Here is a 12,714-nt window from a genome sequence, read left to right on the forward strand (position 1 = left end):
CATACGCGCCGTAGCCGACGCGTTTGCGAGGCGCACGTCGATGACACGTCCGCTCAGTGTGAGTGTGCGATTTTTGTACGGTAAAATTCCGTACAAAAAGGGGATTGCCATGACTGCCACCACCGCTCGCCTCGATCTTCGTCTGGACGCCCGCGACAAGAGCCGCATCGCCCGGGCTGCGGCGTTGCGGGGCATGGCCGTGTCCGCGTTTGTGCGCGATGCCGTGCTGCGCGAGGTGGACTCGGCCATTGCGGCCGAGAGTGTGGTCACCTTGTCGGCCGACGAGTCTCGGCGCTTCCTGGCCGCGCTGGATGAGCCGTTTCACCCCAACGATCGCTTGAAGAAGGCGATGCAGGGCGCTGCCCGGATGCCGCGCAGCTGAGCGTTCGTCGGCTTCGCCATGGCGCTGGCTTTTGCGTTGCTGGATGGTCGGCATCATGATCGCGCTGGCTTTTCTTGTGGCCTTGCGGCGCTGGACGACTACCTGCGCCGCATGGCAGGGCAGCACCAGCGCGACGGCATTGCCAGCACGCACGTTTTGATCGATGAAGCGCAGCCCACGCGGATCCTGGGCTACTGTGCGTTGTCGGCGGCACAGCTGCACCTGCACGAACTGAACCCGGACGACCGCAAGCGTTTGCCGGCGTATCCGGTTCCGGCCATGCGCATGGGCCGCTTGGCCGTGTCAGTGTCCGAACAGGGCAAGGGCCATGGCGCATTGCTGCTGGGGCATGCGGTGAACCTGGCCTTGACGGTGCGACAGACGATGGGTGTCCGGGTGCTCGTGGTCGATGCGAAGGACGACCGGGCGGCGGCGTTCTACGAGAGCTACGGCTTCCGGCCCACGGCCAGTGCGACCTTGAGCCTGTATTTGCCGATTCCATGAACGTCGGGGTGCCGGCATCGGCCACCCATGAAAACAGGGTGCCTGCAATCCGGTTCAGAGCGCGGGACAATCGCCGCATGAGGAGACGCCATCCATGAAGCTGACATCCACCCAACTCACCCCCTTGCTGCAAACGCTGCCCGACTGGCGCTTCGACGCCGAGCGCGGCGGCTTGATCGCGCGCGAGTTCAAATTTCAAAACTTCGCCCAGGCCTTCGGCTTCATGGCCCAGATTGCCGTGATCGCCGAAAGCCGCAACCACCACCCCGAGTGGTTCAACGTCTACAACCGCGTGCAGGTGACGCTGACCACGCACGACGCGGGCGGCCTCACGATGAAGGACGTCGAGCTGGCGCGCGCCATGGACCGCGTGGCCGCCGCGCTGGCGCAGCAAGCCCAGGAGCCGACACCATGAACGCATCCGCCACCGCCGACAAGCACGGCCTGGCCGCCGGCAATGCCCAGCCGCCCTCGGCCGACTGGACGATCGACCAGGGCTGGTCGAACTACAGCGCCGCCGAGCACGCGACGTGGAAGACGCTGTTTGAGCGCCAGAGCCGCCTGTTGCCGGGCCGCGCCTGCGACGAGTTCGTGAGCGGCATGAAGGAATTGCCGCTGCGCCACGACGAGATTCCCAACTTCGAGCAGTTGTCGGACGTGCTGGAAAAGCGCAGCGGCTGGCGCGTGGTGGCGGTGCCGGGCCTGGTGCCCGACGAGGTGTTTTTCGACCACCTGGCGCACCGGCGCTTTCCGGCCGGGCAGTTCATTCGCCGGCCCGACCAGCTGGACTACCTGGAAGAGCCCGACGTGTTCCACGACGTGTTCGGCCACGTGCCCATGCTGATGCATCCGGTGATGGCCGAGTTCATCCAGGCCTATGGCCAGGGCGGCCTGCGCGCCAGGCAGGAAGGCGTGCTCGACCTGCTGGCGCGGGTGTACTGGTACACGGTGGAGTTCGGCCTGGTGCAGCAGCGCGACGGCCTGCGCATCTACGGCGCGGGCATCGTGTCCTCGGCCACCGAGTCGGTGTTCTCGCTGGAAGACGCCTCGCCCAACCGCATCGGCTTCGTGCTGGAGCGCGTGATGCGCACGCGCTATCGCATCGACGATTTTCAGGAAAGCTACTTCGTGCTCGACAACCTGGAGCAGCTGCTGGCGCTGGCGCACACCGACTTCGACCCGGTGTATGCGCGCGTCCAGCGCGAGCCCACGCTGGTCCCCGGCGACGTGCTGCCGACGGACCGCGTGCTCACGCGCGGCAGCGGGCGCTACCACGCGGCCAAGCGCGCGCAGGAGAAAACATGAGCGCCCCCGTCGTCATGATCACCGGCGCCGCCGGCCAACTGGGCGCCGCCGTGGTGCAGCGCTTTCACGACCAGGGCGCGCAACTGGTGCTGCTCGACCGCGACGCCGAGCAGCTGAAAAAGCACTTCGGCGGCCTGGCGCGTACCGAGCTGCTGGAAGCGGACCTGCTGGCGCGCGAGGCGCTGGGCCAGCGCGTGCACGCGGTGCTGGGCCCGGCCGGTCGCGTCGACGTGCTGTGCCACCTGGCGGGCGGCTTTCACATGGGCGAGCCGGTGCACGCCACGCCGGCCAGCGCCTGGGACTTCATGATGAACCTCAACGCCGCGAGTTTCATCAACGTGGCGGCCGCCGTGGTGCCGCGCATGCAGGCGCAGCGCGCCGGCCGCATCGTCGCCGTGGGCGCCGGCGCCGGCCTGAAGGGCGGCGCGCAGATGGGCGCCTACAGCGCATCCAAGAGCGCGCTGATGCGCCTGGTCGAAGCCATGTCGGCCGAGCTGCGCGATACGGGCATCAACGTCAACTGCGTGCTGCCGTCCACCCTCGACACGCCGGCCAACCGCGCGGCCATGCCCGACGCCGACCCTGCGCGCTGGGTCGCGCCGGCCGCCCTGGCCGAGGTGATCGCGTTTCTGGCCTCGGATGCGGCGCGCGCCATTCATGGCGCGCTGGTGCCGGTGTACGGGCGCGTCTGATCCGGCCTACCAGCGGCTGCCCTCGCCGCCCACGCGGCGCAGCACGAAGGGACTCTTCAGCGCCGGCTGGCCGGCATGGGGCACCTGCTCCCAGGTGCCGGTGATTTCGCGGCCGCAACTGGCCAGCACCAGGTTCCCGGTCCAGAAGGCGTACAGGCTCTTGCCGTCGCGCGATTCGTCCAGGTTGAATTCGCCGGCTTCCAGGTCGCCCGAGGCGATGGAGCGCTGGCCGCCGCCGTAGTCCAGCTCGCCGCGCAGGCTGGCGGCAAAGTCGGGGTGCTGGCGCAGCTGCATGCGGCCGCGCTGACCCAGCGCGCTCAGCTCGAAGCTCCAGCTGCCGTACAACTGCGGCGCGCCCCAGCGGGCCAGGTCGGGGCAGGCCGGGTTGACCGTGCTGGCGGGTGCCGTGGCCGGGGCGCCGGGTTTTGAGTTGAATTGGCCTGTAGCGCAGGCGGACAAAGCGCAAGCAGCTATCAAAACAAGAGTCGATCGGGTCATCGGTTCATCCCGCGGCGGTGGGCGCCGCCGCCGCGCGGCGGGCGAATTCGGCGCGCAGGGCCTTGAGTTTTTCGCGCGGGTCTTCGCGCACGGTGGCTTGGTCCAGCGCCATCTCCGCGATAAAGCGGCTGGGCTGCGCGGCCACCACCTCGCGGCCGCGCTTGCGCCGGCGCGTCCAGCTGACGGCCAGGGTCTGGCGTGCGCGGGTGATGCCCACGTACATGAGGCGGCGCTCCTCCTCGATGCGCGCGGCCTGGGCGGCGGCGCCGGCGTCCTCGTCGGGGCGAAAGGGCAGCAGGCCTTCGTTCACCCCGGCCAGGATCACATGCGGCCACTCCAGGCCCTTGGCGGCGTGCAGGGTCGAGAGGGTGAGCACGTTCGGGTCCTGCTCGCGCTCGTTCAGGGTGGAGATGAGCGAGATGGTCTGCGCCACCTCCAGCAGGGTCTTGGGCTCTTGCCGCAGGCTGACGCCCGCCGCGTCTTCGACCTGGCCGCCGCAGCGCCCGGCCATCCAGTCGCAAAAGTCCAGCACGTTGGCCCAGCGCGCGGCGGCCTGCGCGGGGCTGTCGGCGGCATCCATCAGGTGCTGCTCGTAGGCGATGTCCTTCAGCCAGTCGGCCAGAAAGGCGCGTGCCGCCTCGTGCCCCTGCGTGTGGCCGGCGCGGTGGCGCAGTTCGTTCAACTGGCGGCCGAATTCGTGCAGGCCGGCAATGGCGCGCGCCGGCAGCGCCGCGGGCAGGCTGTGCGCAAACAGCGCGCCGAACAGCGACAGGTGCGCCTTGCCAGCGAATTCGCCCAGCGCGGCCAGGGTCTGGTGGCCGATGCCGCGCTTGGGCGTGGTGACGGCGCGCAAGAAGGCCGGGTCGTCGTCCTCGTTGATCCACAGGCGCAGCCAGGCGCACAGGTCCTTGATCTCGGCACGGTCGAAAAAGCTTTGCCCGCCCGAGACCTTGTATGGAATCTGCGCCCGCCGCAGCGCCTGCTCGAACACCCGCGCCTGGTGGTTGGCGCGGTACAGGATGGCGAAGTCGCGCCACTCCTTGGCGGTAGACGTCTGCCGCAGGCCCTGGATGCGCGCCACCGCACGCTCGGCCTCGTGCGCCTCGTGGTCGCAGTCGACCACGCGCACCGGCTCGCCCTCGCCCAGCTCGGAAAACAGCCGCTTGGGAAACAGCTTGGGGTTGGGGCCGATGACGTTGTTGGCCGCACGCAGGATGGCCGAGGTGGAGCGGTAGTTCTGCTCCAGCTTGATGACCTTCAGCTGCGGGTAGTCCTGCGGCAGGCGGCGCAGGTTGTCCAGCGTGGCGCCGCGCCAGCCGTAGATGCTCTGGTCGTCGTCGCCCACGGCGGTGAAGTGGCCGGCCGTGCCCACCAGCCGCTTCATCAACTCGTACTGCGTGGCGTTGGTGTCCTGGTACTCGTCCACCAGCACATGGGCCAGGCGCGCTTGCCATTTCTGCGCCACCTGCTCATGTTTTTGAAGCAAACGCAGCGGCAGGCCGATCAGGTCGTCGAAGTCCACGCTTTGGTAGGCCGTCAGGCGCTCCTCGTAGCGCGCCATGAGCAGCGCGGTCTGGCGCTCGCCCTCGCCGGTGGCCTGGGCCAGCGCGGCGGCGGCATCCAGGCCTGCGTTCTTCCAGCCGCTGATGGCCCATTGCCACTGGCGCGCGGTGGCGGCGTCCGTCGTCGCGCCGCAGTCCTTCAGCAGGCTCAGCACGTCGTCGCTGTCGAGGATGCTGAACTGCGGCTTGAGGCCCAGCGCGGCGCCGTCCTCGCGCAGCAGGCGCACGCCCAGGGCGTGAAAGGTGCAGATCAGCACCTCGCCCGCGGCCTTGCCCACCAGGCCGCGCGCGCGCTCGCGCATCTCGGCGGCGGCCTTGTTGGTGAAGGTGATGGCGGCGATGCGCGCGGGCTCGACCCCGGTCTGGATCAGGCGCGCGATCTTGTGCGTGATCACGCGCGTCTTGCCCGAGCCCGCGCCGGCCAGCACCAGGCAAGGACCGCGCAGGTGGTTGACGGCGTCTTGCTGGGCGAGATTCAGGCGGTCGGACATGCGGGCGTCGATCATAGCGGGCGGCCCGTGCGCCGGACGGTGGCCGCAGTCTTGTTACGCTTGCGTCCTCATGCATGCTCTGTCCGGCATCTTTGCCGTTACCTTTCCCTTCTTCGCCCTGGTGCTGTGCGGCTACCTGGCCGCGCGCGTGCGCCTGCTGCCGCTGGACGCGGTGGCGGGGCTGAACATGTTCGTGCTGTACTTCGCGCTGCCCTGCATGCTGTACCGCTTTGGCGCCAGCACGCCGGCGGCGCAGCTGTTCAGCCCGGTGGTGGCGCTGATCTGGATGGGGGCGGCCGCCCTGCTGGTGGCGGTGTCGGCCGGCTGGGCGCGCCGGCGCGGCGCCAGCTGGCCCGACGCCGCCATGGGCGCGCTGGTGGCCGTGTTTCCCAATTCGGGCTTCATGGGCGTGCCGCTGATCCTGGCGCTGCTGAGCGAGGGCGCGCTGGGGCCGGTGATGGCCACCCTGCTGGTCGACCTGGTGGTGACCACCTCGGTGTGCATCGGCCTGTCGCAATGGGGCGCGGCCGGCGAGCACGGCCCGGCCAAGGCCCTGGGCCGCGCGCTGCAGGGCGTGCTGCGCAACCCCATGCCGTGGTCGATCTTGCTGGGCGCGCTGGCTGGCGCCACCGGCTTCGCGCTGTGGGCGCCGCTGGGGCGCACGGTCCAGCTGCTGGCCGATTCGGCCTCGCCGGTGGCGCTGTTCACCATCGGCGCGGTGCTGGCGCGCTCGCAGATGCAGACCGGCGCGCCCCGTGCCGACGTGGTGCGCGCGCCGAACGACGTTGGGCTGATCGTGCTGCTCAAGCTGGCGGTGCACCCGGCCCTGGTGTGGGCGCTGGGCTTTGCGGCCGTGCGCGCCGGCGCCTGGCCGGCCGCGCTGCTGGCGCCGCTGGTGCTGACGGCGGCCCTGCCGGCGGCCAGCAACGTGTCGCTGCTGGCCGAGCGCTTCGGCGCCGACAACGGACGCGTGGCGCGCGTCATCCTGTATTCGACGGCGCTGGCCTTCTTCAGCTTTTCAGCCGCGGTGGCGCTGCTGCGCTGAGCGATTCAGCGTCGCCTCAGCGGCGCTGCCGCAGGGGCTTGGGAAAGTCCATCTCCTGCGGGTTGCTTTCCAGCGCCTTCAACTGGGCTTCGGGCATGGTGGTGACGGTTTCGCGGATCATGCCGCCACCCACCACGCTGCCCGAGACGGTGCCGGCCTGGCCGCGCACGCGCGCCTCGCAGTCGCTCTTGTAGAAGGGCGGCAGCGCCGCGCAGCGCTTCAGCTCGTTGGTCAGCGCCTGCTGCGGGCTGACGGCGGTCAGCTGGTGGTCGGCGCGGGCGTTGCGCGCCTCCATGCGGGCGGCGGCGGGATCGAGGTTGGTCTGCGCCGGCGTCATCTGCGCAAAGGCCGGCAGGCCGAGGGCGCACAGCGTCAGCAGGGTGTACTTGATGTTCATGTGAACTGCTCCTTTCAGGTGCCGGACGAGACGATGCCGGCCATCAGAACAAATCACTCTACGCTGATTCTGCCGCTCTTGCAGCTCACAAATCCTGCGGATCGACGTCGATCGCCCAGCGCACGATGCCGCGGTGTTCGGGCGTGGCGCGCAGCGCCTGCAGCAGGGGCGCGCAGGCGGCCAGCACGCGCTGCAGGGCCGGACGGTGGGCGCTTTCCAGCAGCATCTGCGCGCGCTCGATGCCGGCCACACGCTGCACCGCCAGCGGCACCGCGGGGTACCAGGCGACGTGGGGCAGGGCGGCGGCCAGCGTGGCGTCCTGGGCGCCGGCCGCCTGCGCCTGCGCCGCCAGCGCGCCCAGCAGGGCCTGCGCGGCCTCCTGGCTGCGGGCCTCGGCGCGCAGCAGCGCCAGGTGGCTGAAGGGCGGAAAGCCGGCCTGCTGGCGCTCGGTCAGCTGCTGGGCGGCAAAGCCGGGGTAGTCGTGCGCCTTGAGCGCCGCGAACAGGGGGTGCTGCGGGTGCTGGGTTTGCACCCACATCTGGCTGTCGGCGCCGCTGGCGGCATCGCGCCCGGCCCGGCCCGCGGCCTGCATCAGCAGGGCAAACAGGCGCTCGGGGGCGCGAAAGTCACTGGAGAACAACGCGGCGTCGGGGTTGATGGCGGCCACCAGCGTCACGCGCCGAAAGTCGTGTCCCTTGGCGATCATCTGCGTGCCCACCAGCACGTCGACGTCGCCGGCGTGCACCTGGGCCAGGGCGCTTTCCAGCCGGCCCTTGCCGCGCGTGGAGTCGGCGTCGATGCGGGCGATGCGCGCCGGCGTGCCGTCGGGCCGCGGCACGCCGGCCAGCAGGGCGCTCACCTGGGCCTCCAGCTGCTCGGTGCCGCGCCCCTGGGTGCCGATGTCCAGGTTGCCGCAGGCCGGGCAGGCGCGCGGCACGCGCTCGGCCAGGCCGCAGTGGTGGCAGCGCAGGGTGCGGTCGACCTTGTGAAACACCCGGTAGGCGCTGCAGTGCGGGCACTCGCTCTTCCAGCCGCAGTCGGCGCAGTGCAGCACCGGCGCCCAGCCGCGGCGGTTGAGCAGCAGCAGCGCCTGCTCGCCGCGTGCGATGCGCTCGCCGATGGCGGCCAAGAGCGGCGGGGCGATCAGCGTGCCCTTGGGCTGGCGGCCCATGTCCACGCGCAGCACGCGCGGCAGGCCCGGGCTGGCGTCGCTGGCGCCCACGCGGTGCGCCATGGTGATGAGCTGATAGCGCCCGGCGCCGCCCGCGGCCACCGGCGTGGCGGCGTGCCAGCTTTCCAGCGAGGGCGTGGCCGAGCCGAGGATGACCTTGGCGGCGCTGTGGCGCCCGCGCACCAGCGCCAGGTCGCGCGCCGAATAGCGCGCGCCCTCCTGCTGCTTGTAGCTGGCGTCGTGCTCCTCGTCGACCACCACCAGCGCCAGCTGCGGGATGGAGGCCAGCACCGCCACCCGCGTGCCCAGCACGATGCGCGCCGCGCCGGTGTGCGCCGCCAGCCAGGCCGCCAGGCGCTGCGCCGGCGTCAGGCCGCTGTGCAGGCAGGCAATGGCCGCGTCGCCGAAGCGCTCGGCAAAGCGCGCCAGCAGCTGCGGCGTGAGGTTGATCTCGGGCACCAGCACCAGCACCTGGGCCTGGGCGTCGCGCGCCAGCGCGGCCTGCGCCGCGCGCAGGTAGACCTCGGTCTTGCCGCTGCCGGTGGTGCCGAACAGCAGGAAGGGCCCGGGCTTGTGGTCGATTTGAGCCAGAGCGCCCGTCTGGTCTGCGGTAAGTGCTCTCAGTTCAGTAGTATTTGGCGAGGTGTCGGCCGACGCCCGCCCGGCGCGCTTGAGCCGCCGCGCCATCTGCGTCGCCGTCAGGCTGCGCAGCTGCGGCGGCAGCGCGGACAGCGCCACCTCGCCCAGCGCGCGCTGGTAGTAGCGCGCGGTGAACTCGATCAGGCGCCGCCAGGGCGCGCCCAGCGGTGGCACGCCGTCCAGCGCAGCGATGACGGCGCGCGCCTGGTTGGCCAGCGGCTCGTCGGGCGGCGGCAGGGCGTCGTCCCACACCACGCCCAGCAATTCGCGCTGGCCCAGCGGCACGCGCACCAGGCTGCCGGCGGGCAGGGCCTGCTCGCTGCGGTAGGTCAGCAGGCCGCCCACCCGGCTGTGCGCCGGCGTGGGCACGGCAATGGCCAGCCAGTGCGTCATCGGCGCGGCGGCGGGGCGCTCAGCAACATGCAGTTCTGGCCCTAAGTGCTTGATTGAAAAAAAACTTCCCGAGTCATACCCAGAAGCTGTGGATAATTTTGTTGAAAACCCCCGGAAAGCGCCGGCCAGCCCTTGTGCCACAAGGCTTTCAACGGCTTGCCCATTCCGGCGGCAGCAATCGAACTTGTTATAAATCAACAACTTGAACAACGACTGAGGCCACACGTCGTACCTCGCGCCCGGCGCGGCCGATTTGTGCATAAGTGCCGTTTGTCAAGCGCTTTTTTTGCCGCCAAGTGTTGAATCTGTGACTTGACAGCATCGAAAGTGCGCACTGACTTGCAGGTCTCAGACCAGCGCGCGCAGGCGGCGCGAATGCTGGTGCACCTCGTCCACCAGCTGCGCCACGTGCTCGGGCGGCGTGAACTGGCTGATGCCGTGCCCCAGGTTGAAGACATGGCCGATGCCGCGCCTGGCCGCATCGGCGTGTGGCTGGCCAAACGCATCCAGCACGCGCCGCACCTCGGCGCGGATCGCCTCGGGCGGCGCGAACAGCACGTTGGGGTCGATGTTGCCCTGCAGCGCGGTCGGACGCGGCGATTGGGGGTCAAATCCGGCCCTGTCGCCCGTCGAATATGCGCCAGCAGCTATTGAATCGATGGTATCCGGCGCGCCTTCCAGCACGCGTCGTGCGCGGCCCAGGTCCATCGTCCAGTCCAGGCCCAGCACGTCGCAGGCCAGCGCCTGCATGTCGCCCAGCCACAGCCCGCCGCCCTTGGTGAAGACGATGCGCGGCACCACGGCGCCGTCGGCGCCCGTGCGCTTGAGCTGCCCCAGCACGCGCGCCGTGTAGGCCAGACTGAAGGGCTGGAACGCCCCGTCGGCCAGCACGCCGCCCCAGCTGTCGAAAATCATCACCGCCTGCGCGCCGGCGTCGATCTGCGCGTTCAGGTACGCGGCCACGCTGTCGGCGTTGACCGCCAGCACGCGGTGCATCAGGTCGGGCCGCGCATACAGCAGGGACTTGACGTGGCGGTAATCCTGGCTGCCGCCGCCCTCCACCATGTAGCAGGCCAGCGTCCAGGGGCTGCCCGAAAAGCCGATCAGCGGCACGCGGCCGGCCAGGGCCTTGCGGATGCTGGCGACGGCGTCGAACACGTAGCGCAGCTTGTCCATGTCGGGCACCGCCAGCCGGGCCACGGCGGCCTCGTCGCGCACCACCTGCTCGAACTTCGGCCCCTCGCCCTGCTGGAACGACAGGCCCAGGCCCATTGCGTCCGGCACCGTGAGGATGTCGGAAAACAGGATGGCGGCATCCAGCGGGTAGCGCGCCAGCGGCTGCAGCGTCACCTCGGTGGCGTAGTCGACGTTGGTCGCCAGGCCCATGAAGCTGCCGGCCTTGGCGCGCGTGGCGCAGTACTCGGGCAGATAGCGCCCGGCCTGGCGCATCAGCCAGACGGGGGTGTGCGGCGTGGCTTGGCCGAGGCAGGCGCGCAGGAAGCTGTCGTTTTGAAGCGGGGCGAAGGTCATGGGGCGATTGTCTCAGGCGACGGGCGCCGCTCGGTCGCTCCGGGCGCCCGTTGGCGCTGCCGGCGTGCCGTTCGCACCGATGGCCGCGCCCCAAGGCAGGCCTTGCTCTAGAGTGGAGCACCAACTGCACGCCTCACCATGACTGCCCCTGCCGTCCTGCCTCCACTTTCTGCGGGCGCCAACCGCATCCTGCGCCTGTTCGCGCTCACGGCCCTGTTTTGCGTGCTGGTGGCGGCGGTGCTGACGCTGTCGCAGCCGCAGCGCGACAGCTTTTGGCGCAACCTGTGGTTTTCCGAATGCATCGGCCTGTGGGCGGCGTTCTGCGGCGCGCTGGTGCACCAGCTGCCCTGGGTGCGCCGGCGCGGGCCGCGCGCCGCCGTGCTGATCGCGCTGGCGGTCGGCGCGCCGCTGGGCTATGTGCTGGGCTACACCACGGCCTACGCCGTGCTGGGCGAGCCGGTGCACATCGCCGGCGCGGCCGACGCGCGGCTGGCGGCCATTGGCGCCACGCTGCTGGCGGCGGGCTTTGTCAGCTACCTGAGCTGGTTGCGCAGTCGCCTGCGCAGCGAAGCCACGGCGCGCGCCAGCGCGCAGCAGCTGGCCGCCGAGTCCGAGTTGCGCATGCTGCGCGCGCAGCTCGATCCGCACATGCTGTTCAACACCCTGGCCAACCTGCGCGCCCTGGTCGACGAAGACCCCGCCAGCGCGCGGCAGATGATCGACCGCCTGATCACCTATCTGCGCGCCGCCCTGGCGGCCTCGCGCAGCGAGCACGCGACGCTGCAGGCGGAGTTCACGCAGCTGGCGGCCTACCTCGACATCATGGCGCTGCGCCTGGGCGCGCGCCTGCGCTACACGCTGGAGCTGCCCGAGGCGCTGCAGGGCTGGCCGGTGCCGGCGATGCTGCTGCAGCCGCTGGTGGAGAACGCGCTGCGGCACGGCATCGAGCCCAAGATCGGCGGCGGCAGCGTGTGCGTGAGCGCGCGCCGGACCGAGCAGGGACTGGAGATCGAGGTCAGCGACAGCGGCCTGGGCCTGCCGCCCGAGCCGCTGCCGCCGTCGGAGGCGGATGCCAGCTACGGCCTGGTCTATGTGCGCGAACGCCTGCGCGCGCGCTACGGCCAGCGCGCCAGCCTGCATTTGCTGCGCGGCCAGCCGTCGGGCACGCGCGCCATCGTGAGGATCGCGGCATGAACCATGCCCCGCTGGCCCTGATTGCCGAGGACGAGCCGCTGCTGGCCCGCACGCTGGCGCGCCTGCTGGCGGCGGCCTGGCCCGGGCTGCGCCTGGCCGACGTGGCGGAAGACGGCGAGGCCGCCACCACGCAGGCCTTGGCGCTGCTGCCCGACGTGCTGTTCCTCGACATCCGCATGCCGGGCCGCAGCGGGCTGGAGGTGGCCGAGGTGGTGAGCGACGAGTGGCCCGAGGACCGGCCCGCGCCGCTGCTGGTGTTCATCACCGCGCACGATGAGTTCGCCGTCTCCGCGTTCGAGCGCGCCGCTGTCGACTACGTGCTCAAGCCCGTCACGCCCGAGCGACTGGCGGTGACGGCGGCCCGGCTGCGCGCGCGCCTGGCCGACCGCGCGCCGGCGGGGTCGGGCGACGCCGCGGCGCAGGTGCTGCAGGTGCAGGCGCTGGCCGCCGGTGCCCCGGCGCCCGAGCCGATTCGCGTCATCCGCGCCGGCGTCGGCAACACGGTGCGCATGATCGCGGTGGCCGACGTGATCTGCCTGGAGGCCACCGACAAATACGTCAACGTCGTCACCGCCGAGGGCGAGGCGCTGGTGCGCATGAGCCTGCGCGAGCTGGCCACGCGCATCGAAGGCGGCGACTTCGTGCAGGTGCATCGCAGCCTGCTGGTCAGCAGCCGGCACATCGTCAGCGCCACGCGCGACGAGCTGGGCCACTGCAGCCTGACGGTGCGCGGCCTGCGCCGGCCGGTCAAGGTCAGCCGCGCGTTCGCGCACCTGTTTCGGCCGATGTAGCTCGGTCACGCGGGCGCCCCCCGCCTGCGCTTCGGTCGCCTGCCGGCGCGCTTCGCGCATCGTTTGGCGCCCTCCGTCGCAAGCCGATGGCCGCAGGGCGCGGCGCTGCCTACAGTGCGG

General features: G+C 70.9%; 13 protein-coding genes. 8 read left to right on the top strand and 5 right to left on the bottom strand.

Annotated features, from left to right (window positions below; translation table 11 throughout):
- Positions 1–109: 109 nt before the first annotated feature.
- The 5 genes from ACWHMB_RS02525 to ACWHMB_RS02545 all read left to right on the top strand — a co-directional run bounded on the left by ACWHMB_RS02525 (position 110) and on the right by ACWHMB_RS02545 (position 2,883).
- A complete protein-coding gene (locus ACWHMB_RS02525) occupies positions 110–382 on the top strand; it encodes a type II toxin-antitoxin system TacA family antitoxin (RefSeq protein ID WP_377481834.1) in 273 nt (90 codons plus the stop codon).
- Positions 383–400: 18 nt separating this feature from the next.
- Positions 401–886, top strand: a complete 486-nt coding sequence (locus tag ACWHMB_RS02530; RefSeq protein ID WP_377481830.1) for a GNAT family N-acetyltransferase — start codon at positions 401–403, stop codon at positions 884–886.
- Positions 887–980: 94 nt separating this feature from the next.
- Entirely contained in the window at positions 981–1,301 is a 321-nt protein-coding gene (locus ACWHMB_RS02535; protein ID WP_377481827.1) for a 4a-hydroxytetrahydrobiopterin dehydratase, read from the top strand.
- A complete protein-coding gene (gene phhA / locus ACWHMB_RS02540) occupies positions 1,298–2,191 on the top strand; it encodes a phenylalanine 4-monooxygenase (RefSeq protein WP_293223767.1) in 894 nt (297 codons plus the stop codon). The genes ACWHMB_RS02535 and phhA overlap by 4 nt, the downstream gene beginning before the upstream one ends.
- Positions 2,188–2,883 carry an SDR family NAD(P)-dependent oxidoreductase gene (locus tag ACWHMB_RS02545; RefSeq protein WP_377481823.1) on the top strand — a complete coding sequence of 232 codons (696 nt, stop codon included), beginning with the start codon at positions 2,188–2,190 and terminating at the stop codon, positions 2,881–2,883. The genes phhA and ACWHMB_RS02545 overlap by 4 nt, the downstream gene beginning before the upstream one ends.
- 6 nt (positions 2,884–2,889) lie before the next feature.
- On the opposite strand, the gene ACWHMB_RS02550 is transcribed toward ACWHMB_RS02545, so the two are convergent.
- Both ACWHMB_RS02550 and ACWHMB_RS02555 read right to left on the bottom strand, forming a co-directional pair.
- Positions 2,890–3,381, bottom strand: coding sequence for a hypothetical protein (locus tag ACWHMB_RS02550; protein ID WP_447648426.1), 492 nt, complete (start codon positions 3,379–3,381; stop codon positions 2,890–2,892).
- Positions 3,382–3,385: 4 nt separating this feature from the next.
- The gene (locus tag ACWHMB_RS02555) at positions 3,386–5,434 is read right to left on the bottom strand and encodes an ATP-dependent helicase (protein ID WP_377481818.1); all 2,049 of its coding nucleotides are present in this window, start codon (positions 5,432–5,434) and stop codon (positions 3,386–3,388) included.
- A gap of 70 nt (positions 5,435–5,504) precedes the next feature.
- On the opposite strand from ACWHMB_RS02555, the gene ACWHMB_RS02560 reads away from it, so the two are divergent.
- On the top strand, positions 5,505–6,479 hold the full coding sequence (locus tag ACWHMB_RS02560; protein ID WP_377481816.1) for an AEC family transporter: 975 nt from the start codon (positions 5,505–5,507) through the stop codon (positions 6,477–6,479).
- A 16-nt stretch (positions 6,480–6,495) separates the two neighbouring features.
- Here the strand turns inward: ACWHMB_RS02560 and ACWHMB_RS02565 are convergent, their stop codons facing one another.
- From ACWHMB_RS02565 to hemE, 3 genes are all read right to left on the bottom strand, one after another.
- Positions 6,496–6,876 (bottom strand): hypothetical protein, encoded by a 381-nt coding sequence (locus ACWHMB_RS02565; protein ID WP_377481814.1) that lies wholly within the window; start codon positions 6,874–6,876, stop codon positions 6,496–6,498.
- Positions 6,877–6,961: 85 nt separating this feature from the next.
- On the bottom strand, positions 6,962–9,079 hold the full coding sequence (gene priA / locus ACWHMB_RS02570) for a replication restart helicase PriA (RefSeq protein WP_377481812.1): 2,118 nt from the start codon (positions 9,077–9,079) through the stop codon (positions 6,962–6,964).
- Positions 9,080–9,427: 348 nt separating this feature from the next.
- Entirely contained in the window at positions 9,428–10,609 is a 1,182-nt protein-coding gene (gene hemE, locus ACWHMB_RS02575) for a uroporphyrinogen decarboxylase (RefSeq protein WP_377481810.1), read from the bottom strand.
- Between the two features lie 138 nt (positions 10,610–10,747).
- Here hemE and ACWHMB_RS02580 point away from each other — a divergent pair, with 138 nt between their 5' ends.
- Both ACWHMB_RS02580 and ACWHMB_RS02585 read left to right on the top strand, forming a co-directional pair.
- The gene (locus ACWHMB_RS02580) at positions 10,748–11,803 is read left to right on the top strand and encodes a sensor histidine kinase (RefSeq protein WP_447648427.1); all 1,056 of its coding nucleotides are present in this window, start codon (positions 10,748–10,750) and stop codon (positions 11,801–11,803) included.
- Positions 11,800–12,594, top strand: a complete 795-nt coding sequence (locus tag ACWHMB_RS02585; RefSeq protein WP_377481808.1) for a LytR/AlgR family response regulator transcription factor — start codon at positions 11,800–11,802, stop codon at positions 12,592–12,594. Before ACWHMB_RS02580 ends, ACWHMB_RS02585 begins: the two co-directional genes overlap by 4 nt.
- Positions 12,595–12,714 lie beyond the last annotated feature (120 nt).

Source organism: Ottowia pentelensis (assembly GCF_964341695.1).

Bases quoted from the DNA above. Each gene is read 5' to 3' on its own strand.
- ACWHMB_RS02555 (WP_377481818.1), bottom strand. From the start codon at position 5,434: ATGTCCGACCGCCTGAATCTCGCCCAGCAAGACGCCGTCAACCACCTG.
- ACWHMB_RS02580 (WP_447648427.1), top strand. From the start codon at position 10,748: ATGACTGCCCCTGCCGTCCTGCCTCCACTTTCTGCGGGCGCCAACCGC.
- ACWHMB_RS02525 (WP_377481834.1), top strand. From the start codon at position 110: ATGACTGCCACCACCGCTCGCCTCGATCTTCGTCTGGACGCCCGCGAC.
- ACWHMB_RS02545 (WP_377481823.1), top strand. From the start codon at position 2,188: ATGAGCGCCCCCGTCGTCATGATCACCGGCGCCGCCGGCCAACTGGGC.
- hemE (WP_377481810.1), bottom strand. From the start codon at position 10,609: ATGACCTTCGCCCCGCTTCAAAACGACAGCTTCCTGCGCGCCTGCCTC.
- ACWHMB_RS02530 (WP_377481830.1), top strand. From the start codon at position 401: ATGGCGCTGGCTTTTGCGTTGCTGGATGGTCGGCATCATGATCGCGCT.
- priA (WP_377481812.1), bottom strand. From the start codon at position 9,079: ATGACGCACTGGCTGGCCATTGCCGTGCCCACGCCGGCGCACAGCCGG.
- ACWHMB_RS02535 (WP_377481827.1), top strand. From the start codon at position 981: ATGAAGCTGACATCCACCCAACTCACCCCCTTGCTGCAAACGCTGCCC.
- ACWHMB_RS02565 (WP_377481814.1), bottom strand. From the start codon at position 6,876: ATGAACATCAAGTACACCCTGCTGACGCTGTGCGCCCTCGGCCTGCCG.
- ACWHMB_RS02560 (WP_377481816.1), top strand. From the start codon at position 5,505: ATGCATGCTCTGTCCGGCATCTTTGCCGTTACCTTTCCCTTCTTCGCC.
- ACWHMB_RS02585 (WP_377481808.1), top strand. From the start codon at position 11,800: ATGAACCATGCCCCGCTGGCCCTGATTGCCGAGGACGAGCCGCTGCTG.
- ACWHMB_RS02550 (WP_447648426.1), bottom strand. From the start codon at position 3,381: ATGACCCGATCGACTCTTGTTTTGATAGCTGCTTGCGCTTTGTCCGCC.
- phhA (WP_293223767.1), top strand. From the start codon at position 1,298: ATGAACGCATCCGCCACCGCCGACAAGCACGGCCTGGCCGCCGGCAAT.